Source organism: Cytobacillus solani (assembly GCF_006704205.1).
In the GTDB taxonomy this organism is placed as follows: Bacteria; Bacillota; Bacilli; order Bacillales; family Cytobacillaceae; genus Cytobacillus; species Cytobacillus solani.
Window position 1 is genome coordinate 2,711,209 of the sequence record NZ_CP041305.1, and the last position, 22,697, is coordinate 2,733,905.

Consider the following 22,697-nt stretch of genomic DNA (forward strand, 5'->3'; position numbering starts at 1 on the left):
ATTATGTCAACAGAAACAAAGTTACCGTTTGATAAGGAATATTTAAGTTCCTTTTCAAAAGAAATGGGCGAGCCGGCTTGGCTAACAGAGCTTCGTTTAAGCGCAATAGCAAATGCTGAGAATTTGCCAATGCCAAAGCCTGATAAAACTAAGATTGATAAATGGAACTTTACACAGTTCAATAAGCATATTGTTAGCAGCGAGGATTTCTCTTCATTAAATGAGCTTTCTGAAGAAGTGAAGACATTAATTGACTTAGAAGCTGCTGATCAAAACTTATATATACAACGCAATAACAGACCATCTTACTTATCCGTATCAAAAGATATTCAGTCCAAGGGAGTTATTTTTACTGATATCTTTACAGCGGCAAGAGAGCATGGAGATCTGCTTCAAAAATATTTCATGCAAGATGGTGTGAAGGTGGATGAGCATCGTTTAACTGCTCTTCACGCTGCATTAGTAAACGGTGGAATTTTCTTATATGTTCCCAAAAACGTTGAAGTAGCAGAACCCATTCAGGCTGTATTTATTCATGACAACGAAGAAGCTGCTCTTTTTAATCATGTGATTGTTGTCGCTGAAGACAATAGTTCGGTTACTTATGTTGAAAACTATGTTTCTACAATGGACACTGCAAATGGCGTATTCAATATTGTGACTGAAGTACTTGCGAAAGCAAATGCAAAAGTACAATATGGAGCGGTTGATACCCTTGCGAAGGGACTTACTGGCTATGTGAATCGCCGCGGGATAGCTGATAGAGATGCTCGCATTGAATGGGCGCTTGGCTTAATGAATGACAGCAATACCATTTATGAAAACGTAACAAACTTAATTGGTGATGGATCTTATGGGGATACAAAAACAGTTGTTGTAGGCCGTGGGGAACAAACACAAAACTTCACAACAAGCATCGTACACTTTGGTAAGAATACGGAAGGGTATATTCTTAAGCACGGTGTTATGAAGGACGCTGCTACATCTATCTTTAATGGAATTGGTAAAATCGAGCACGGCGCTTCTAAGTCAAATGCTGAACAAGAATCACGTGTTCTTATGCTTAGTGAAAAAGCACGCGGAGATGCGAATCCAATTCTATTAATTGATGAGGACGATGTAACTGCAGGCCATGCTGCCTCTGTTGGACGTGTCGACCCGCTGCAGTTGTACTACTTAATGAGCCGAGGCATTCCAAAGACAGAAGCTGAGCGACTTGTTATTCATGGATTCCTTGCTCCAGTTGTAAACGCACTTCCTATTGAAGGAGTAAAAAAACAGCTTACGTCCGTTATTGAAAGGAAAGTAAAATAATGGATATTCATGATATTCGTCAACTGTTTCCAATCCTTCATCAGGAAGTCAATGGGAAGCCGCTCGTATACCTAGACAGTGCAGCAACATCCCAAAAGCCAATTCAGGTTATTGAGGCAATAGATACGTATTATCGTGAAATAAATTCGAATGTTCACCGTGGAGTCCACACACTCGGTACAAGGGCTACGGATGGATATGAGGGTGCAAGAGAAAAGGTACGCAAATTTATTAACGCTAAGTCTACAGAAGAAATTATTTTTACTAGAGGGACAACAACGGCTTTGAATACTGTTGCGGCTAGCTACGCAAGGGCAAACCTCCATGAAGGAGATGAAATCGTCATTTCTTATATGGAGCATCACAGCAATATTATCCCTTGGCAGCAAGTAGCTAAGCAAACAGGCGCCGTTTTAAAATACTTGCCTCTACAGGAGGATGGAACAATTTCTCTTGATGATGTAAGAGAAACCGTGAATTCTGACACGAAAATTGTTTCTATTATGCAAGTATCAAATGTGCTGGGTGTTGTAAATCCTATTAAGGATATCGCAAAAATTGCCCATGAAAATGGAGCGATTATGGTCGTTGATGGTGCGCAAAGCACACCGCATTTAAAAGTAGATGTCCAAGATTTAGATTGTGATTTCTTTGCTTTTTCGGGCCATAAGATGTGCGGGCCGACTGGCATTGGCGTATTATATGGTAGGAAACAGCTTCTTGAAAATATGGAGCCGATCGAATTTGGCGGAGAAATGATTGATTTTGTAGGTTTATACGAATCTACTTGGAAGGAGCTTCCTTGGAAGTTTGAGGGGGGCACACCGATCATTGCAGGTGCTATTGGCTTAGGTGCTGCGATCGATTTCTTAGAAGAAGTTGGCTTAGATCAAATTGAAGCTCATGAACATAGACTGGCTGCATACGCGATAGAAAAAATGTCTGCTGTTGAGGGATTAACAATTTTTGGACCGAAGGAAGCAGCTAAACGTGCGGGATTAGTCACGTTTAATCTTGATGATGTCCATCCTCATGATGTAGCAACTGTATTGGATGCTGAAGGAATCGCTGTTCGTGCGGGTCATCATTGTGCACAGCCGCTAATGAAATGGTTGAAGCAATCAGCCACCGCACGGGCAAGCTTCTATCTGTACAATACAGAAGAAGAGATTGATAAGCTTGTAAGTGGGCTTCTCAAAACAAAGGAGTATTTCAGCGATGTCTTCTAACAATTTAGATACTCTCTATCGGCAAGTAATTATGGACCATTATAAAAATCCCCGCAATAAAGGGGTGCTTGAAGATGACAGCTTAACGATTAATATGAATAACCCAACATGTGGGGACCGCATTCAATTAACGTTAAAGCTTGAAGGTGACAAGGTTGTGGATGCGAAATTTGAAGGAGAAGGCTGTTCGATTTCGATGTCCTCCGCCTCCATGATGACTCAAGCGATTAAAGGAAGAAATATTGAAGATGCCTTAAAGCTTTCGGAGGTTTTTTCACTGATCATGCAGGGAAAAGACTATGAAGACGATATTGATCTTGGAGATATTGAAGCATTGCAGGGCGTTGCAAAATTCCCGGCTAGAATTAAATGTGCAACGTTAGCATGGAAGGCTATGGAAAAGGGATTAAAGGAAGAATAAAGCTTTAATTAAATGCTTTAAGCAGATCCTAGCCGATAAATTATAGTTGATTGGACCTTTAAGGACCAATCGCAAATGAATGGAGGAATACGACGATGGCAAAAAAGATGCCGGAAATTGGCGATTATAAATATGGTTTTGCCGATAAGGACGTTTCCATTTTCCGATCAAAACGCGGTTTAACGAAAGAGATTGTTGAAGAGATTTCAAAAATGAAGCAAGAGCCACAATGGATGCTTGACTTCCGTTTAAAATCATTGGAGCATTTCTACAACATGCCTATGCCGCAATGGGGCGGAGATTTAGCGTCATTAAACTTTGATGAAATCACATATTATGTAAAACCATCTGAAAAGACAGAGAAATCATGGGATGAAGTACCTGAGGAAATTAAACAAACGTTTGATAAGCTTGGGATTCCAGAAGCTGAGCAAAAGTATTTAGCTGGGGTATCCGCTCAATACGAATCAGAGGTTGTTTATCATAATATGCAGGAAGACCTTGAAGCACAAGGAATCGTATTTAAGGATACAGATTCCGCTTTACGTGAGAACGAAGAGCTTTTCCGTGAGCATTGGGCAAAAGTAATTCCGCCGACAGATAATAAATTTGCTGCACTAAACTCCGCGGTTTGGTCAGGCGGTTCATTCATCTATGTTCCAAAAGGAATTAAAGTAGAAACACCATTACAAGCATACTTCCGTATCAACTCTGAGAATATGGGCCAATTTGAGCGTACATTAATCATTGTTGATGAAGGTGCACATGTACACTATGTCGAAGGATGTACGGCTCCTGTTTACACAACAAACTCCCTTCACAGTGCAGTTGTTGAAATCATCATTAAAAAGGATGCATATTGCCGCTATACAACGATCCAAAACTGGGCAAACAACGTATACAACCTTGTTACAAAGCGTGCAGTTTGTGAAGCCAACGCAACAATGGAATGGATTGACGGAAATATTGGATCAAAATTAACAATGAAGTATCCAGCCGTTATTTTAAAAGGAGAAGGCGCTCGTGGAATGACACTTTCGATTGCGATTGCAGGTAAAGGTCAGCACCAGGATGCTGGAGCAAAAATGATTCATCTAGCACCAAATACGTCTTCTACCATTGTATCAAAATCTATTTCTAAGCACGGCGGAAAGGTAACATACCGCGGAATCGTCCAATTTGGCCGTAAAGCGGATGGTGCTCGTGCAAATATTGAGTGTGATACGTTAATCATGGATAATCAATCAACATCAGATACGATTCCATATAACGAAATCATGAACGACAACATCTCATTAGAGCATGAAGCTAAGGTTTCCAAAGTATCAGAAGAGCAATTATTCTATCTAATGAGCCGCGGAATCTCTGAACAAGAAGCAACTGAAATGATCGTAATGGGCTTCATCGAACCATTTACGAAGGAACTTCCGATGGAATATGCGGTGGAAATGAACCGTTTAATCAAGTTCGAGATGGAAGGTTCAATCGGTTAATAGATAGTTAAAAATTAAACCACTCACTATTTTGGTGAGTGGTTTAATTTTATAAAACAGTGTACAGAGATAGCAATTGGCTATATCCCATAGCCACCTTCTATGGGATACTTTTGTACTTATGACCACAGCTATTGTCCCATATCCCTTTTCTATATAAAATGTAGGAGTGTTTTCTCTTATGTTTGCACCTATAAAGGATCCTTTTACCATTGGATGAGAGTAGTTTTTACATTTAACTTACAGAAAACAATTGGAGGTGTGCTGATTGATTCTAATTGGAGTAACTGGATGGGGTGACCACGATACCCTATATACAAATCCGATTTCACCAGGTGAAAAGTTAAGGTCGTATGCGAGCCACTTTCCAACAGTCGAAGTGGATGCTTCCTTTTATGCTGTCCAGCCAAAACGGAATGCGGAAAAGTGGATGAAAGACACTCCTGACTCCTTTCAATTTATTGTGAAAGCGTATCAAGGAATGACTGGGCATGAAAGAGGAGAAATTCCATTCCAGGATAAAGGTGAAATGTTTGCTGCTTTTAAGGATTCCTTAGAGCCTTATAGGAATAAACTTACTATGGTGCTTTTTCAATTTCCGCCATGGTTTGATTGCAAAAAGCAAAATGTAGATTATTTACGTTGGTGTAAAGCACAAATGGGCGATATACCATGTGCATTAGAATTCCGGAACCAATCATGGTTCCATCCTGCATTTAAGGATAAAACCATCCACTTTATGAAAGAGGAAGGATGGATTCATAGTATTTGTGATGAGCCACAGGCAGGCACAGGCTCTATTCCGATTGTGCTGGAACCGACGCACGAAGAAAAGGTTTTAGTGAGGTTTCACGGTCGTAATATTCATGGCTGGCAAAAGAAAAATGCTGATAATTGGCGAGAGGTTAGATATTTGTATCGATACAACGAGAGTGAACTTGCTGAATGGGCAGAATGGTTAAAGGTACTAGAAAAAAAGTGCAAAACGGTATATGCAGTTTTTAACAATAATTCAGGCGGCGACGCTGCTGACAATGCGAAACAGCTCATACAAATGTTAAATATTGAGTATAATGACCTTGCCCCTAGACAATTGGAGTTATTTTAAAATTCATTACACGCATTTCCATCCACTAGCATATTTTGATAGAGAGGGAAAGGAGTGTTTGATTTATGATTGACTTGAAACCTGTTGATATAAAGGGGCATACATTCCTATGCGTCTCCGTGGAATTGCCGAAAACAAATTTACTTGTAGTAACAAATGATAAAGGATATATTATGTGTGGGGCACTTGATGTCTCATTACTTAATGAGAAATTAAAGGATCGGAAAGTAATTGCTGGCAGGGCAGTGGGAGTAAAAACCATCGAACAGCTGCTTGAAGCACCATTGGAATCCGTCACGTATGAAGCGGAGTCGTTGGGCATTCATCGAGGAATGATAGGGAAAGAGGCTTTACTAAAAATGGTATAAAGGCATGCCAATGGAGCTGTTCACAAGATTTTGTGAAATAGACTTCAATTGGCTGCCTTTTTTGTTTTCTAATTTCAATATTTTTCGACATAATTAGAGTCTTACCTGTCACTTTTTAGCGAAAAAGGTTATTATAGTTAAAGGTGATAATGAATGAGAACGACATTGGAAAAACTTCGGAAATGTTATAGGAGTAATTTATGCGATTAGTGACAACCTCATCCGTAGAAGCTGGTACAATACTTGCGAAGACCATTTATAATGAAACAGGACAAATCTTGCTTAGTGAAGGTGTTGAGCTGAAGGAGAGTATGATTCAGCGCTTAAATTCATTAGGAATTAGTTATATTTTTATAAAGGATAGTCAAACGGATGATATTGAATACAAAGGAACACTATCCGATCCTATCCGAAGAAAAGCAATTCAAACAATAAATTCGACTTTTTTGGAGATCCAAAAGGATTCAAGTATATCCAGTTCATTTGTAGTTGAAAAGGCATCAAGACGTCTATCCGAATTGATTCGGTTTCTTATGACTGAGTTAGGAAGCAATAAAGAACTATTGAACTTACTTTCAGATGCTTATACATACGATAACTATATCTTCACCCATTCGTTAAATGTCACGTTATACTCATTAGCGCTTGGATTGGAGCTGAAACTTACGCCAAAGGAATTAGAAACATTAGGTTTAGGTGCTATTTTCCATGATATTGGAAAACTGCAGGTGCCGATAGATGTTTTGTTAAAACCAGGAAGATTAACGGAAGAAGAGTATGTTGCAATTAAAGAGCATGCGGAAGCTGGTTTTCAAATTTTAAGGAAGGTACAAACCATACCTCTCTTAGTTGCGCATTGTGCTTATCAGCATCACGAGCGTATTGATGGTTCGGGCTATCCTAGAGGAATTACTGGAAAAGACATTCACTTTTTTGGAAAAATCATTGCTGTTGCTGATGTATTTGATGCAGTAACATCGAATCGTGTCTATCGGAAAGCGATGCTGCCGCATGAAGGCTTAGAAATTCTATATGCAGGTTCTGGAACCTTATTTGAACAGAAAATTGTAGAAGCCTTTCGATTAGCTGTTGCCATCTATCCGGTCGGGATAACGGTAGAGTTAAATGATGGACGAAAAGGAATTGTTACAGGGCAAAATATAGGTTTAGGGGATCGTCCGATTATAAGAATTATGGAGCATAAAGGGGAACAAGTTCCACCATATGAATTAGATTTAAAAATTGAACTAAATGTGGTCATAGCGGAATGTGACACAGCCTTTTAATGCGTACAAAAGTTTAGAAAGATTTCATTAATAAAGAGTATTTTTTATTACGAAAATAGAATGGATACCTTCATTTTTATTATAGAACTTGTCACTAATCTATTATTCTGGTATAGTAATAAACAATTGAATAAACCTTATCATATCCGATGGGGTAGAGGTGCAGAATTTAAGAGTAAGCTGTGTGAGGATGACAACAAGGATCACAGCCTAAAGGGAATTTTGCCGAAGTAAATGAATTTGTGTCAACAATCATTTGCTGGGGTTACTTTGAATAAGGGTAATACTGTCATTATGAAGGACAAGCAGGAAATCTGCTTTACTAAGCCTTCATATTGGGGAGCTACAGGTCGTGATGGAGAATCTTATTACTTATAAGAGTAATGATAGATCACCTCTATCGTTACTCTTTTTTATTTTTTCTATCATTTATTGCATTAATTGGTACGATTCTAACATCAGATAATATAACGGAGTATTCAGCGTTCTCTGCATTTATGCAAATAATCCCGATGAATCTATATGTCTGGGCTACATTAGCAATGGTGTTCATTGTCGCATTCAAAGGGTTAGAAATTGGACCAATGAAAGTGCACGAACGGCATGCTGTAAAGGAAGGGGTGGTAGCAGACCCTACAAAGCCAGCTGCCGGGGAATTGAAAGATGATCTGCCGACAAGCACGAAAGGATCTGTTGGCGACTTGCTATGGTCAATCATTGCTCTTATTGTTGGAACAGTTGGAGCTATGCTTTGGACAGGAATTGCAGGGACCGAAGGAAGCGTGACAGTCTTAACAATTTTTGAAAATACAGATGTGACAAAATCACTCATTCTTGGTGGACTATTTGGATTAATTGTTACATTAGGATTTTTTATCCGCCAAGTCTTTGTTTTAAAGGGAGTGGGTGGACAAGTATTAGGATGGGGAGTTTGGGCAGGAACGAAATCGATGCTTCCGGCTGTGTACATTCTTCTATTTGCATGGGTGATTGCTGATTTAATCGGGCGTCTAGAAACTGGTAAATATTTAGCAGGTATTGCTGAGCGTACGAATTTAAATCCTTCATTTCTTCCCTTAATCCTCCTTGATTTTATAATAATAGCTGGCAGACGTTCGAAAGCCGAGTGGCAGAATATGCAAGTAGAATAAAAGAAAAGGGCTTTCTCTTGATGAGAGGGCCTTTTTATTGTTAAAAAAATAATGATAAGATATATTTTGAATAATTATAATTTTGCTAAAATATTGCTTTGACAGATTAATCTAAAAATATTATACTGTTTTTAGATTATATCAATTAGTCAGATAATACTAGGATTCATCATTATTTTTTTATTAGAAGGAAGAACTGACTATTTGCAGGGGGTAGATGTGAAAGGCAAACTGGTAAATGGACAGACAAAAAAACCTCAATACGATCTAAATGTTCAGAACAATCAGAAATAAAAGGGGGAGTAGAGATGTTTTTTAGAAAGAAAATTACTTCAGTACTTATGGCTTCGGCCTTGGTAGCCGGAGTATTAGCTGGCTGCGGCGGGGAAAAGGCTGGTACAGAGGGTTCAAAAGACTCTGGCGGAGGCGGAGATACAATTAAAATCGGTGCAAACCTGGAGCTATCAGGAGCTGTTGCTTCTTATGGGCAGGGGATTGCCGAAGGAATTGATCTTGCTGTTGAAGAGATTAATAATAGCGGCGGTGTAGACGGCAAGAAAATAGAAATCATTAAAGTAGATAATAAATCAGATGCTGCTGAAGCGACAAACGCTGCTATTAAATTGACAAACCAAGATAAAGTAACAGCTATCATTGGCGCAGCTACTAGTGGAAATTCAGTGGCACAAGCACAAATTGCCAACGATAATAAAACCATTCTACTATCTCCATCTGGAACTAGCCCGAACGTAACAGTTGGAACGAATGGAAAAGTAAATGAATTTGTATTCCGGACTTCTTTTATTGATCCATTCCAAGGAACTGTTGCAGCTAATTTTGCAGCCGGAGATTTAAATATTAAAAATGCAGCAATCTATGCGGATAATGCAAGTGATTATGCAAAAGGTCTAGCTGCATCTTTTAAGGAAACGTTCGAGGCTGCTGGCGGAAAAGTAGTTTCTGAAGAATCTTATGTAGCAAAAGATACAGATTTCCGTTCAACATTAACTCGTATCAAGTCAGCTAACCCTGAATTTATTTTTATCCCTGGCTATTATGAAGAAGTAGGCTTGATTATTAAGCAAGCACGTGAAATGGGCATTACGGTTCCTTTTATGGGCGCTGATGGCTGGGATTCTCCAATTCTTGTTGATTTAGCTGGTGCCGAAGCGTTAAATAACACATTCCTTACAAACCATTATTCAGCACAAGATCCAGATGAAACAATTCAAAAGTTTGTAACAAGCTTCTCAAAAAAATATTCTGGAAAGTCTCCTGATGCATTTAATGCTCTTGGCTATGATTCTGTTTATTTCTTAGTAGATGCAATGAAACGTGCGGGCGATACATCTGATGCAACAAAAATTAAGGATGCTCTTGCAGAAACAAAAGATTTATCTCTTGTAACTGGTGTCGTAACTGTTGACGAATTTCACAACCCAATTAAATCAGCTACTGTTTTAGAACATAAAGATGGGAAGCAAGTCTTCAAGTCTAAAGTGAATCCGTAAGATAGGGCTGGAGAAATGGGGGGATAATGTATCCTCCCATTTCCAATTTAAAGAGAGGAATTCCTGAAGTAAGACAGTTGTCCAGCTTCAGCGCCTAGCGCCTATTGGGCTTCCCTTCCCCTCCTACGATAAGTCAACATCGAATCGCTATCGCTCTTCGTGTTTCCTTTATCTCGTCGGGGACGGTCCAGCCCATACGGCGCTAAGCAAGGCGCTTACGCTTTTCTATTAAGGAGTGAATGAATATGGAATGGATACAGCAATTAATAAATGGTATTTCACTCGGGAGTATCTATGCGCTAATCGCATTAGGGTATACGATGGTATACGGAATAATTAAATTGATTAACTTTGCTCATGGCGAGGTTTTTATGATTGGAGCATTTGTAGGGTTTTATGCAATTGCTGGATGGGGTTTAGGCTTTTTTCCAGCATTACTATTAGCGATGGCCGTCTGTGCCATATTCGGTGTGCTAATAGAGCGTATTGCATACAGAAGACTTCGGAATGCGACTCGAATAGCTGCTTTAATTACAGCAATTGGATTATCTCTCCTCATTCAATATGTCGTGATCTATTTTCGGGGGGCACAGCCAGAAGCTTATCCAGATGCGTTGTCTAACAAAACGTTTGACTTATTTGGGGTGCAAATTAGCAGCCAATCGATTTTGATTCTTTCAGTTTCAATTGTCTTAATGATTTTATTGCAATTTATTGTCCACCGGACAAAAATTGGAAAGGCCATGCGTGCGGTTTCTCATGATATGGACGCTGCTCGTTTGATGGGGATTAATGTTAACACAACCATTTCAGCTACCTTTGCTATAGGCTCTGCTTTAGCGGGAGCAGCGGGTGTATTTTTTGGTGTATATTATACGAAAATTGAACCATTAATGGGGATTATTCCAGGCTTGAAAGCATTCGTTGCAGCTGTGCTAGGGGGAATAGGAATTATTCCAGGGGCAATGGTTGGAGGTCTAGTGCTTGGGGTGGTAGAAACGATTGTTAGTGCATTAGGCTATTCACTTTGGAGAGATGCTGCAGCATTTATCATTCTTATATTAATTCTTTTATTTAGACCGTCAGGCATCTTCGGTAAAAATGCAAGAGAGAAAGTGTAGGTGAGGAAGTCTATGAAAAAGGTAAAAGGATTTTGGCTCTTTCTAATTTTATCAATTGTGCTTTATGTAACGGTTCAACTACTCATCAACGCCGGTATCTTAAATCAATTCTATTCCAATACACTCATCTTTATTGGCATTAATATCATCTTAGCAGTCAGCCTTCATCTAGTCATTGGAATTACGGGGCAATTTTCTATCGGACATGCTGGATTTTTAGCAGTAGGGGCATATATTTCCGCCATATTCACAATGAAATTACAGCTTCCGTTCCCGATTGCGATTTTGGTGGGAGGGATTATTGCTGCATTAGCTGGTCTTATTGTCGGGATTCCCAGCCTGCGTTTAAAAGGCGATTACTTAGCTATTGCCACCCTAGGTTTTGCGGAAATTATTCGGATTGTTTTCTTGAATATTGACTATGTCGGTGGAGCGGCAGGTATGCAGGTTTCTCATTTAACCAATTGGACATATACGTTCATTTGTCTATTTATTACGATTGTAGTCATTATGAACTTTACAAATTCTAGACATGGACGTGCATGTATATCTGTTAGAGAAAATGAAATTGCAGCAGATGCAATGGGCATTAATACTGTATATTATAAAGTTATTGCCTTTGCCTTAGGCTCCTTTTTTGCCGGAATTGCTGGGGGACTGTATGCGCATAACTTCTATATTATCCAGCCAACAAACTTTGGCTTCTTAAAGTCATTTGATATCTTAATTTATGTTGTACTAGGTGGCCTCGGCAGCCTTTCAGGAGCAGTAATTTCTGCTATCCTGCTTACGCTTGTTTCAACCTTTTTACAGGACTATCCTGAAACACGAATGATCATCTACAGCCTGGTGCTCGTTATCGTTATGCTTTATCGCCCACAAGGTTTGATGGGAACACGGGAGATTACAGATATTTTTGGAAAATGGAAAAGCGTAAAGAGTGTGAAAGGAGGCAGTTAGTATGGGGAGTATGCCTTTGCTACAAGTGAGAAATACCGGCATTCAGTTTGGAGGACTGAAGGCTGTTTCGAATGTGAATATGGAAATCCATCGGGGAGAGCTTATTGGGTTAATTGGACCAAATGGAGCGGGAAAAACAACATGCTTTAATTTACTGACAGGTGTATATGTACCAACTGAAGGGTCGATTGAATTTGATGGACAAAAACTGAATGGATTAGCTCCTTATCAGGTTACAAGGAAAGGAATTAGCCGTACATTTCAAAATATCCGCCTTTTCAATGAGCTATCTGTGCTTGATAATGTGAAAGTGGCTTATCATTCCTTAGCTAAGCACTCAATAATAAGTTCGATCTTACGCCTTCCTTCACACTTTTCTGGTGAAAAAGAGATGGAGGAAAAGTCGATTGAATTTCTGAAAATTTTTAACTTAGATAAATATAAAGATGAAGCAGCGAAAAATTTACCTTATGGCCAGCAGCGAAGACTGGAAATTGCGAGAGCTTTAGCAGCGGGACCACGCCTCTTATTGCTTGATGAGCCAGCTGCGGGTATGAATCCGCAAGAAACACATGAATTAATGGAATTAATTGCATTTGTTCGTAAAAAATTTGATTTAACGATTCTTTTAATTGAACATGATATGAATCTAGTTATGGGAATTTGTGAAAGAATTTATGTGTTAGACCATGGACAGCTTATAGCACAGGGAACCCCTGAAGACATTCGCAACCATCCGAAAGTTATCGAAGCGTACCTTGGAGAGGAGGTTACGAACTCCCATGCTTAAAGTGGATCAATTAGATGTTTTTTATGGCAATATTCATGCGCTGAAGGGTGTTTCTTTAGACGTACAAGAGGGGGAAATTGTGACATTAATAGGGGCGAATGGAGCAGGAAAAAGTACACTTTTGAAAACCTTGTCTGGTCTGCTTAAACCTAAGAATGGAACGATTCAATATTTAAGTAATACGATAGCAGGGAAACCTGCTCAGGAAATTGTAAAAGCTGGGATCTCTCATGTTCCTGAAGGAAGACGAGTATTTTCTAATATGACTGTTGAGGAAAATCTAGAACTAGGGGCCTTTTTAAGAAAGGACTCGAAGGAAATTCAAAAAGATATTCAAAAGGTATACACAACATTTCCTCGTTTACTTGAACGCCGTAAGCAATTATCCGGCACACTTTCTGGCGGAGAACAGCAAATGCTAGCGATGGGAAGAGCAATCATGGCAAAGCCAAAGCTCTTATTATTAGATGAACCTTCAATGGGGCTAGCGCCTCTCATGGTAAAAACTATTTTTGAAATTATTGAGGATATTAATCGTGGCGGAACAACCATCCTCCTAGTTGAACAAAATGCTCATATGGCTTTATCTGTTGCAAATCGTGCATATGTCATTGAAACGGGACGAGTAACTGTTTCTGGCACTGCTGCTGAACTCCAAGCAAGTGAAGAAATAAAAAATGCCTACCTTGGCGGACATTAAAAAGGGAGAAGCCCTTATCGGGGCTTCTCCTATTTTGCGATTATTTCTTCCGTGCTTTTAACCGTTCTTGCCTTTCCCATAAACGTAAATGTGGAAAAGGATCATAGGACCATTCTGTATAGCCATTATCTTTATACATGCCATAATGAAGATGGGGAGGAAATTTCCCTGATGTTCCAGGAGGACCATATCCCGAATTGCCGACTCCGCCAATTAACATGCCAGGTTCTACGATTTGTCCAAGCTTTAAATCTTTGGCAAATCCACTTAAATGAGCGAAATAATGATAGTTGTTATTAATATCACGAATTCCGATTCTCCAGCCTCCAAACCGGTTCCAGCCTTTCATTTCTATAATGCCATAAGCAGTTGCCCGTACTGGAACCCCATAATCAGCAAAAATATCTGTTCCTTCATGGGACCTTCTGCCGCCCCAGCCTCTTGCAGCGCCCCACGTATTTTTGTAGCTATAATTGCTTCTAAGCGGGACTGGAAACGCATGGTCATCAAGATCTAGCCGTCCGTATTGTTTATAGATTTTAGCCTTGCCAATAATCAGGCTAACTGTTTTGTCTCGCTTGTAATAATCCCATAAACCGATTTTTAAATTGTCATGATCTGTCCCATATGATAAAAGGTACTTGGCAAAAGCAAAAAGTACATCTGAATCATTAGAAAGGACAGCTTTTCCATCCCCATCTCCATCCATGCCTAACCCATTAAAGAATTGGATGGAGAGCGGATTGTCATCATTAGGATTAGGATTTAACGGTCCAGCCCACATTTCGGGTTTGAAATAAATGCCTGTAATTCCTTCAGCCTTTGGTATATCCCTTCTAGCTTGTCTTACATTCCGTTCGTATTGGTCAATTGCAGCAAGATAGTACCAAGGAATATTTGTTACGGATTCCATCCTTTTGTATAATTCCATCCGCAATTCATAGTCATTATTTTGATTTGTTTGCGCGTGCCCGGTTAAATTAGGCAAGAATAGAATGGATAAAGCAAAAATACTAATGAGAAAAAGTCGCACAATATTCCTCCCTTCTTTTTACTGCCTTCCAGAAATAGAAGTATTACATTTTTTGTATTTGGGAACTGTCTAGCTCCAGCGCCTATTGGACTTTCTTCCCCCTCCTATGATAAGTCAAGCATGAATGCGCTACCGCTCTTCGTGTTTCCTTTATCTCGTTGGGTGTGGTCCAGTCCATACGGTCCTAAGCAAGGCGCTTGCACTTTTCTTATAATGTTCTTACTTAGTTTGTGAGATTTCAAAAATTTCATCTATATCAATTATTGGTAATCCTCTTGACTTCGACTTGTCCTTGTCTTTTTCATATGATAAAGTGACATCAGGGAATTCATAGAAAGCTGAAGGTTCCTGGTTTTATTTTGATGCAATTTTTTTCATATAATGGGGTGGGAATATGAGCAAACAAGAAGAATATTTACGTAAGCCAGAATGGCTGAAAATAAAATTAAACACGAATGAAAATTATACGGGCTTAAAGAAAATGATGCGTGAAAAAGGACTGCATACTGTATGTGAGGAAGCCAAATGTCCAAATATCCATGAATGTTGGGCAGTTAGAAGAACAGCTACATTTATGATTCTTGGCGATACTTGTACAAGAGCATGCCGTTTTTGTGCTGTCAAAACGGGGTTGCCAACAGAGCTTGATTTACAGGAGCCAGAAAGAGTGGCAGACTCTGTTGCATTAATGAATTTAAAACATGCAGTTGTTACGGCTGTTGCTAGAGATGATTTAAAGGATGGCGGAGCTGCTGTCTTTGCTGAAACAGTAAGGGCAATCCGTAGAAAAAGTCCATTTACGACAATTGAAGTTCTTCCTTCAGATATGGGTGGGGTACTCGAAAATTTACAAATACTGATGGACGCACGCCCAGATATCCTAAACCATAATATTGAAACAGTTGAAAGATTGACACCAAGAGTTAGAGCACGTGCAAAATATGACCGCTCATTAGAATTTTTACGCCGTGCAAAAGAGCTGCAGCCTGATATCCCAACTAAGTCGAGCTTAATGATTGGACTTGGAGAAACGAAGGAAGAAATTATCGAAACAATGGATGCACTCCGAGCAAATCATGTTGACATTATGACAATTGGTCAGTATTTGCAGCCTTCGAAGAAGCATTTGAAGGTGCAAAAGTATTATCATCCGGATGAATTTAACGAGTTTAAGGAAATTGCATTGAGCAAAGGCTTCAGCCATTGTGAAGCAGGTCCACTCGTTCGCTCTTCCTACCATGCAGATGAACAAGTCAATGCGGCAGCCCAACGAAAACAGGCATTAGGGGAACAGGAAGTAAAAGAAGCATAAGAATATAAAAGAGTTCAGCTAATTGTCGGCTGAACTCTTTTTAAACTGGAATGACCTGATGCAAGAAGCCACAGAATGCTGAGTCCCTCTAGTTTGTACGGCGATGACCAATGCGCTTGTGCATTTCATAAGGGGGGCTAGGAGCCGCAGCTAGATTGCGGAGCCCTTCCAGTTTGTACGGCGATAATCAAGGCGCTTGTGCATTTCTATTTTCCTTGAGGTGATTTTTTCATATCTTTAATTAGCCTATCGATCCCATGATGGGCAGTTCGACTATCTGAGTCCAATGTTGAGTAGCTTTCAACAAATTGCCTTAAAGCTGTATTATCACTAACATAGATTTTATACCAGCTTGGAACTACAGACATCGCCATTTTTTTCACTTGATCTGCAGTAGCGTTTCGATCTTTTGTATCAGTGGCATAGACAATTAAAACTTCCTGGTCGGTAACAAGTGTAGAAACATCATCGACATTAGGAACCTCTGTGCAAAATTTCCCAATGGTATCTGCTGTTTTTTCACGGTCAATCATTTCATAATGATCATATGATACATTCTCTCCAAGCACGGGGCTCCGTTGATGCCTTACATAGCCAAAATCTTCACTTTTATTGGTTGACCCATTATTTCTGTTATAAATATCAGCGCGCTGATCATTCACATTGATTGTATTGCCGCTTTTTTCATAGAGCCTATCCTGTGCCATTTGATTACTATTGTTTTGACATGCAGTTAAAGCAGCAAGGGCACAAATGCTTGAAATGACTAGTGTCTTTTTTATGTGAAACACCTCCTCATTTATAGAATAGCCAAGCAATTATTTTTTTCTCTTAGTAATTGATGGGGAATCAGTTATAATTTAATTAATGATGAGCGCTTACGCTTTTCAAGTGAGGTGAAAATTTTGATTTGTATTAACAATGTTTGTTATGAAGTAATAGAAGATAATCGAGATGGATTTAATGAAGAGGCATTTCGTGGAAGATACAGCGAGATTTTGACGAGATACGATTATATCGTAGGTGATTGGGGATATGGTCAGCTGAGGCTGAGAGGCTTTTTTGATGATCAAAATCAGAAAGCAACCTTTGATACGAAAATTAGTACATTGACGGAATATTTATATGAATTCTGTAATTTTGGCTGTGCTTATTTCGTTGCGAAGAAAGTAGAAAAGTAAAAAGATGTATAGAGCAGAGACAATTGGAAATATCCTTTGTCTCTGCCTTACTTTAAATGAAAGAATATCTTTTGAGTCAGAGATGTCTAGCGCAAGCGTCCTATCGCCTATCAAACTTCAGGTCCCCTCGGCAACGATTGCGTCAGCATCGGTTCGCTTACGCTCACCGTATTTCCTTTATCGAAAGAACCGGCCCTTCTGCATTTGTACGGCGATGATCAAGGCGCTTGCGCTTTTTTTATTTCTGGTAATCTGAATAAGGTGGCTGAATACTCTTGTTAGGATCGTCATGTGGCGGGTGTGCCCCCTCCATTTGTCGGGGCATGTCTTCATGCAAAGTTTTGTTTTCGAAAGTAAATGCACTATACTTCCGTTGTTCTGGAAGCCAAGGAGTACTTTTATTTTCAACCGCTTCATATTTATTGATCGGGGAGCCGTAGGGTCCTTCTGGGTATTCTTCAGCGGTTAGGAAATTTCTCTGGGATTCTACATTTGAAAAGTCCGTATAGATTCTTTGCTTTTTATCATCCATAGAAAATCACCTCAGAAACGTATTCAATAAAATAAAGGAGAACCTTATGTAAAGGTTCTCCTTTATTATTTGTGCTACCCATTGGATTCATTCAAAAGTCTATACTAACTCCATTAGGAAGGAGCGCAATTCCTCTGCATCTTCCTCATTGAGGTTAAATGCATACTCCAAATATCCTTCTTCCTTTAAGTCATCATCACCGATGATTGCAAATCGATTTCCTTGAATATCAAGAACGATTTGTTTTCCATAATAACGATCTGATTGAATGATGGCCAAGTCAAAGCGTTGGTTTTCTCCCATAAAGCTAACAAATCTTGTTTTCGTATTTACGATATCATCATATAAAAAAAAGCGCTCAGACATAGATAAGTTCTCCTTTTTGCCTATATTCTATTACTAATAGTAACCCACCTTCCTTTTAGAATAAAGGGTATTTCCCATTTGCTAATTTTATTTCCATAAATCTTTCTAGTTACGGAAAAATAAACTACTTTTATGATAAAATAAAAACATGTAGAATACAGCACCGAAAGAGGAATGAAGCGAATGGTCCATCGATGCAATGAAAAGACAGCAACCTTTGGCAAATGGATGAAAATTTTCCTTCCATTACATAAGATGCGTGATTATCCCCCACAGTTTATTATTCGAGATCCTATTACAAGCGGGGTAAAAAGAGCTTTTAGAAGTGGCTATGAAGTGGCAATTGTTGTTTTCAATATTAATAATCTAAGGGATCTTCCAAATCACCTTGGACAACAGGGATATTTGAAATTTATTTCTTGTTTAAAGAAAACCTTTTGGGAGGTTATTAAACAAGAAATCGAGGAAGAGGATATCATTGCTCTTCATGATTATTCTAGCGATGGACTAACATTATTTTTATCGATTGATCATAACCGCTACAGTGTAACTGAAATTGACAAAAGAATGAAAAAGATTTTGCGGGAATCTGAAAAGAATATGTATGTGGAAATGCCTGCTGCTAAACCGACGATTGATACAGGTTACATGTTTATAGAAAAGAAGCATTATTCTATTCAGGAAGCGATTTTAAAGGCTCAACAGCAGGCTTTGGCAATGGCCGAGAAGCGAGTACGTTCAGAATTCAATGATATGCTGTATTCAGTTAATAAAATTATTGCTCAAAAGGATATTCGAATGCTTGCACAGCCTATCATTAATGTGGCTACAGGGGAAGTGAAGGCATGGGAAATGCTAACAAGAGGACCAAAGGGGACAGGATTAGAAAGTCCACTCCAGCTTTTTTCTGTGGCAAAACAAACTGGATTGCTGTATGACCTTGAAATGATTGTTTTTGAGAAGATTTTAGAGCAAATTAATGCAACTGGATGCACTCAGGATATTTTTATTAACTTCACACCGATTTCTCTAGGCAATGAACGGTTTATTAGAGATATTAAAAAGATGCTGGCAAAAAATAAAAATATACCTCCTAGGCAGCTTACATTAGAAATTACGGAACGGGACTCGATCGATGGGATGGAGAACTTTCTCTACAATATTAAGGTATTAAGAACATTAGGGTTCCGGATTGCTGTAGATGATACGGGTGCAGGATATGCAAGTCTTCATTCCATTAGTGAAATTATGCCGGATATTATCAAAATAGATCGTTCGGTCATACAGGATATTGATAAAAATTCGGTTAAGGAATCCATGCTGCAAGGACTGCTCTTAATAGCACGAGAGGCAGGTTCACTAGTTGTCGCTGAAGGAATTGAAAATAAAGATGAGGCATCGGTCCTTTCAAGGAATAAGGTTGACTTAGCACAAGGGTATTATTACTCTCGCCCGACAGCACTTATTCAAGGCCTCAAATCATCATAATTGAAGAAGGGTGAAACGTATGTATTTTGTTGACAGGGAAAAGATTGAAACAACACTTGTGTTTTTAGAACAGCAATTTTTCCTTTTCGAGCAAATAAAAAATTGGGATTCACCGATTGAAAAAGCAGCAATGGAGCGAGTAAGTCATTTAATGATTGAAGCCATTCTTGACGTGGGAAATTCAATGATTGATGGGTTTATTATGCGTGACCCTGGAAGTTACGAAGATATTGTTGATATTTTAGACGATGAAAAGGTTATTCATAAGGAATTGAGCGTTAGCTGTAAACAAATCATTAAGTATCGAAAAATGCTAGTACAGGATTATACCGATATTAATCATTCGGAAGTCGCTGAGGTGTTTGCAAAACAATTGCCTGTTATTAAGCAATTCCCAGCGAGTGTAAGGGCATACTTATTGAATGAATTAGGGCCGGTTTCAGCCTTTCGAAATTAAAAGAATAAGCCGAAAAGGCCGGATGTTATCCGGCCTTTTTCTAATGATTGTTATACGAATTGGTGATGATAAAGTCAGGAGTGATGGAAATGAAAAAATATAAAGGGTATTTAATTGATTTGGATGGTACGATGTATCGGGGTACAGAGCTTATCAAAGAAGCAGCAAACTTTGTAAATGAACTGATCAAGTTGGATTTGCCTTATCTCTTTGTCACGAATAATTCTTCAAGGACTCCACAGCAGGTTGCTGATAAGCTTTGTTCGTTCTCGATTCCCGCTACATCAAAGCAAATATTTACAACGAGTATGGCAACGGCGAATTACGTTTACGAACAAAAGAATGATGCCTCCGTCTATGTGATTGGGGAGGAAGGCATTCGTACAGCATTAGCAGACAAAGGATTAACATTTGCAGAAGAGAATGCTGATTATGTTGTCGTAGGGATTGATCGCTCAATTAATTATGAAAAGCTCGCTACTGCATGTTTAGCCGTTCGGAATGGGGCAGCCTTTATTTCAACAAATGGAGATATTGCTATTCCGACGGAAAGAGGTCTTTTACCTGGTAATGGTTCTTTAACGTCCGTGATAACCGTATCGACACAAACAAAACCGATATTTATTGGGAAACCCGAATCGATTATTATGGAACAAGCGTTACAGGTGCTTGGTACAAAGAAATCGGAAACGCTGATGGTGGGAGATAATTATGATACTGACATACTAGCAGGGATGAATGCAGGAATGGACACGCTGCTTGTTCATACAGGTGTCACAACGAAGGAGCTCCTTTCAAACTACGAAAAAAAGCCGACATATGTAGTCGAGTCGCTTCATCAATGGAAATTTTTATAGATAAAAACCAAATGCGTAAGCGTCATTGGAACAATCAAATTACCGATTATTCCTGTGATGAATTCATGAACGTGGACAACTCATCATAACGTTATCGACTAGATTTGTAATTGATTGTATAACGAAAAAGGATGGAGAATGATCTTCTCCATCCTTTATTTTGTCCCTTGTGCACGATGCGCTAAACGGCTGGAAGCAGCTGCAGCGATTGCCCCTACAATATCATCTAAAAAAGTATGGCACTTTCCAGAGCTTTTATCATTTAAATCCTTTAAAATACCAGGTTTTAATTTATCGATATAGCCAAAGTTTGTAAATCCGATCGATCCATATACATTCACAATAGATAGTGCTAAGATTTCATCCACCCCATATAGACCTTCATCAATTTCAATGACATGCTGCAATGGTTCAAGCAGCTTCTTTTCTTCAGCAAGCATATCAAGCTGAATGCCAGTTAGAACAGCATTTTGTACCTCCCTTTTAGAAAGGACGCGTTCAACATTCTCGATGCAAACTTCCATTTGCAAATCGGGATGATACTTCTCTTGTAGAAAATAGACTAAATCGGCAATATCTTGAATTTCTACTCCGCGGTCATGTAGCCATTTTCTCGCTGTTAGTTCAATTGGATCAACTGATTTTTCTTCATTCATCGGCTCCACCTATTTTCTATAATATTTTCCTTAAATATATACGATCTTACATGGAATTATGCTATCTTAGTCTTCTTGGAAATATCTACCCTTTCATCATATCCGAGGTTCTCCATCTTAATCAAGAAAAGATCAAGTTTTGCTTTCGTCATTCATATATATGACCTAAGATGCCTGAAAAAAGAGGTGGAGAGATGTTAAACCATATGCTTGAAAAACAATATGGAATTCAGTTTGATGAAGAAATTCGTGTTGGTAAATATCATGCATGCAGAAAACAAGGGCAAATCTATTTAATTGTCCCTGTAGAAGGATATGAGGCGGACGAATTAACCGAATTAGAAATGCTAGCTGACCACTTAGCAAGAAACGGTGAAAAATATTGCAGCACTTTTTTAAAAACAACAGAGGGACAACAAATAAGCGAGTGGGAGAATCAGAAATATTGTGTATTAAAAAATGAGCATATTCAGAATCGCAAGGTCAATCGTTTTGGAAGAAGATTAGCTAAGTTCCACTACAGGGGGCGGTCTGTTTCATTCTCAGTGAATAAATTAAGCCGAATTGGCCAGTGGAAGCAATTATGGGAAATGAGGCTGGACCAAATGGAAAAGGTTTGGAATGATATGCTCTTTCAGCAGCCTGATAATGATTTTGAACGGATGTTTTTAGAATCATTTCCTTACTATATGGGCATAGCTGAAAATTCGATTCAATACCTAGTAGATACTGAACTGGATGATGAACCTTCATTCATGGATAGCGGGACGGTCTGTCATAACCGATTCACAGATGTGACGTGGGGAAATTCCTATTATATCAAGAATCCATTTGATTGGGTTTTTGACCATTCCTCAAGAGATCTTGCTGAGTGGACGAGAGAAAAGTATTTCCATAACATCAAAACATATGAGCCAGAGATGCGAAAGTTTATTACTGATTATCAAAGCATAGCCCCATTATCTTCGTTTTCATGGCGGCTTTATTATGCACGTATCCTTTTTCCGCTTCATTACTTCTCTTGTGTTGAATCGTATTATGGAACAGAATCAGAACAAGAGAAAAAGCTCCTTGAGGAAAGTCTTCACAAGTTTCTGCAGCAATCAGATGATCATGAGCGGTTTTTAGGACGTTTTTACGAATTTGCTGAAGTCCCAGTCCAAAAGTGGAAGATCCCTTTAGTGGGTTGGCTAAAAAAGTAAGCCTGAACATTCGTGCACCTTTCTCAAAAAAGGTGTATTTTTTTCTACTTTAAATAGATTATAGTACATTTCATCAGAATAATAAGAAAAAACTATTGTAATAACTTGGAATCAGCACTATAATGTCTACTATATAAATACAAATGTACATATACAAAGAA

24 protein-coding genes and 1 riboswitch are annotated in these 22,697 nt (G+C 38.9%); of the genes, 19 read left to right on the forward strand and 5 right to left on the reverse strand.

The annotated features are described in order from the left end of the window. Window positions 1–3: 3 nt before the first annotated feature. The 13 genes from sufD (at window position 4) to FI644_RS13600 (ending at window position 13,452) form a co-directional block, all read left to right on the forward strand. Complete coding sequence (sufD, locus tag FI644_RS13540) at window positions 4–1,314, forward strand: Fe-S cluster assembly protein SufD (protein WP_053477769.1); 1,311 nt, start codon at window positions 4–6, stop codon at window positions 1,312–1,314. After that, the gene (locus tag FI644_RS13545) at window positions 1,314–2,543 is read left to right on the forward strand and encodes a cysteine desulfurase (RefSeq protein ID WP_053477770.1); all 1,230 of its coding nucleotides are present in this window, start codon (window positions 1,314–1,316) and stop codon (window positions 2,541–2,543) included. Before sufD ends, FI644_RS13545 begins: the two co-directional genes overlap by 1 nt. Beyond that, on the forward strand, window positions 2,533–2,964 hold the full coding sequence (sufU, locus tag FI644_RS13550; RefSeq protein ID WP_053477771.1) for a Fe-S cluster assembly sulfur transfer protein SufU: 432 nt from the start codon (window positions 2,533–2,535) through the stop codon (window positions 2,962–2,964). The genes FI644_RS13545 and sufU overlap by 11 nt, the downstream gene beginning before the upstream one ends. A 95-nt stretch (window positions 2,965–3,059) precedes the next feature. Further along, entirely contained in the window at window positions 3,060–4,457 is a 1,398-nt protein-coding gene (gene sufB / locus FI644_RS13555) for a Fe-S cluster assembly protein SufB (protein ID WP_053477772.1), read from the forward strand. A gap of 268 nt (window positions 4,458–4,725) precedes the next feature. Then, on the forward strand, window positions 4,726–5,565 hold the full coding sequence (locus tag FI644_RS13560; RefSeq protein ID WP_053477773.1) for a DUF72 domain-containing protein: 840 nt from the start codon (window positions 4,726–4,728) through the stop codon (window positions 5,563–5,565). Window positions 5,566–5,630: 65 nt separating this feature from the next. After that, on the forward strand, window positions 5,631–5,933 hold the full coding sequence (locus tag FI644_RS13565) for a YunC family protein (RefSeq protein WP_053477774.1): 303 nt from the start codon (window positions 5,631–5,633) through the stop codon (window positions 5,931–5,933). Window positions 5,934–6,133: 200 nt separating this feature from the next. Further along, complete coding sequence (locus FI644_RS13570; RefSeq protein ID WP_053477775.1) at window positions 6,134–7,219, forward strand: HD-GYP domain-containing protein; 1,086 nt, start codon at window positions 6,134–6,136, stop codon at window positions 7,217–7,219. Window positions 7,220–7,366: 147 nt separating this feature from the next. Then, window positions 7,367–7,573: riboswitch (Lysine riboswitch) on the forward strand. 29 nt (window positions 7,574–7,602) lie between these two features. Beyond that, window positions 7,603–8,370: a Na+/H+ antiporter NhaC family protein gene (locus FI644_RS13575; RefSeq protein ID WP_142108508.1), complete on the forward strand. Its 768-nt coding sequence runs from the start codon at window positions 7,603–7,605 to the stop codon at window positions 8,368–8,370. 308 nt (window positions 8,371–8,678) lie between these two features. Beyond that, complete coding sequence (locus tag FI644_RS13580; protein WP_053477776.1) at window positions 8,679–9,881, forward strand: ABC transporter substrate-binding protein; 1,203 nt, start codon at window positions 8,679–8,681, stop codon at window positions 9,879–9,881. A gap of 245 nt (window positions 9,882–10,126) precedes the next feature. Continuing rightward, window positions 10,127–11,002, forward strand: coding sequence for a branched-chain amino acid ABC transporter permease (locus tag FI644_RS13585; protein ID WP_053477777.1), 876 nt, complete (start codon window positions 10,127–10,129; stop codon window positions 11,000–11,002). A gap of 12 nt (window positions 11,003–11,014) precedes the next feature. Then, window positions 11,015–11,962, forward strand: coding sequence for a branched-chain amino acid ABC transporter permease (locus tag FI644_RS13590; RefSeq protein WP_053477778.1), 948 nt, complete (start codon window positions 11,015–11,017; stop codon window positions 11,960–11,962). Between the two features lies 1 nt (window position 11,963). After that, entirely contained in the window at window positions 11,964–12,752 is a 789-nt protein-coding gene (locus FI644_RS13595) for an ABC transporter ATP-binding protein (RefSeq protein WP_056686142.1), read from the forward strand. Next, window positions 12,745–13,452, forward strand: a complete 708-nt coding sequence (locus FI644_RS13600) for an ABC transporter ATP-binding protein (protein WP_053477780.1) — start codon at window positions 12,745–12,747, stop codon at window positions 13,450–13,452. The genes FI644_RS13595 and FI644_RS13600 overlap by 8 nt, the downstream gene beginning before the upstream one ends. A 40-nt stretch (window positions 13,453–13,492) precedes the next feature. On the opposite strand, the gene FI644_RS13605 is transcribed toward FI644_RS13600, so the two are convergent. Further along, window positions 13,493–14,440 (reverse strand): M23 family metallopeptidase, encoded by a 948-nt coding sequence (locus tag FI644_RS13605; protein ID WP_231690147.1) that lies wholly within the window; start codon window positions 14,438–14,440, stop codon window positions 13,493–13,495. A gap of 439 nt (window positions 14,441–14,879) precedes the next feature. On the opposite strand from FI644_RS13605, the gene lipA reads away from it, so the two are divergent. Beyond that, window positions 14,880–15,797: a lipoyl synthase gene (gene lipA, locus FI644_RS13610; protein WP_053477782.1), complete on the forward strand. Its 918-nt coding sequence runs from the start codon at window positions 14,880–14,882 to the stop codon at window positions 15,795–15,797. Window positions 15,798–16,003: 206 nt separating this feature from the next. Here lipA and FI644_RS13615 read toward each other — a convergent pair whose 3' ends face one another. Continuing rightward, a complete protein-coding gene (locus tag FI644_RS13615; protein ID WP_231690143.1) occupies window positions 16,004–16,588 on the reverse strand; it encodes a YhcN/YlaJ family sporulation lipoprotein in 585 nt (194 codons plus the stop codon). 114 nt (window positions 16,589–16,702) lie between these two features. Between FI644_RS13615 and FI644_RS13620 the strand changes: the two genes are divergently transcribed. Further along, window positions 16,703–16,978, forward strand: a complete 276-nt coding sequence (locus FI644_RS13620; RefSeq protein ID WP_053477783.1) for a YutD family protein — start codon at window positions 16,703–16,705, stop codon at window positions 16,976–16,978. Window positions 16,979–17,216: 238 nt separating this feature from the next. Here the strand turns inward: FI644_RS13620 and FI644_RS13625 are convergent, their stop codons facing one another. Both FI644_RS13625 and FI644_RS13630 read right to left on the reverse strand, forming a co-directional pair. After that, window positions 17,217–17,510, reverse strand: a complete 294-nt coding sequence (locus FI644_RS13625) for a hypothetical protein (protein ID WP_053477784.1) — start codon at window positions 17,508–17,510, stop codon at window positions 17,217–17,219. Window positions 17,511–17,609: 99 nt separating this feature from the next. Then, on the reverse strand, window positions 17,610–17,876 hold the full coding sequence (locus tag FI644_RS13630) for a DUF3055 domain-containing protein (RefSeq protein WP_053477785.1): 267 nt from the start codon (window positions 17,874–17,876) through the stop codon (window positions 17,610–17,612). A 174-nt stretch (window positions 17,877–18,050) separates the two neighbouring features. Here FI644_RS13630 and FI644_RS13635 point away from each other — a divergent pair, with 174 nt between their 5' ends. From FI644_RS13635 to FI644_RS13645, 3 genes are all read left to right on the forward strand, one after another. Then, window positions 18,051–19,364 carry an EAL domain-containing protein gene (locus tag FI644_RS13635; RefSeq protein WP_369692252.1) on the forward strand — a complete coding sequence of 438 codons (1,314 nt, stop codon included), beginning with the start codon at window positions 18,051–18,053 and terminating at the stop codon, window positions 19,362–19,364. 19 nt (window positions 19,365–19,383) lie between these two features. After that, a complete protein-coding gene (locus FI644_RS13640; protein WP_053477787.1) occupies window positions 19,384–19,821 on the forward strand; it encodes a DUF86 domain-containing protein in 438 nt (145 codons plus the stop codon). Between the two features lie 89 nt (window positions 19,822–19,910). Continuing rightward, entirely contained in the window at window positions 19,911–20,678 is a 768-nt protein-coding gene (locus FI644_RS13645; protein WP_053477788.1) for a TIGR01457 family HAD-type hydrolase, read from the forward strand. 155 nt (window positions 20,679–20,833) lie between these two features. Here FI644_RS13645 and FI644_RS13650 read toward each other — a convergent pair whose 3' ends face one another. Further along, window positions 20,834–21,334: a phosphatidylglycerophosphatase A family protein gene (locus FI644_RS13650; RefSeq protein ID WP_053477789.1), complete on the reverse strand. Its 501-nt coding sequence runs from the start codon at window positions 21,332–21,334 to the stop codon at window positions 20,834–20,836. A gap of 194 nt (window positions 21,335–21,528) precedes the next feature. On the opposite strand from FI644_RS13650, the gene yutH reads away from it, so the two are divergent. After that, on the forward strand, window positions 21,529–22,536 hold the full coding sequence (gene yutH, locus FI644_RS13655; protein ID WP_053477790.1) for a spore coat putative kinase YutH: 1,008 nt from the start codon (window positions 21,529–21,531) through the stop codon (window positions 22,534–22,536). Window positions 22,537–22,697: the final 161 nt, after the last annotated feature.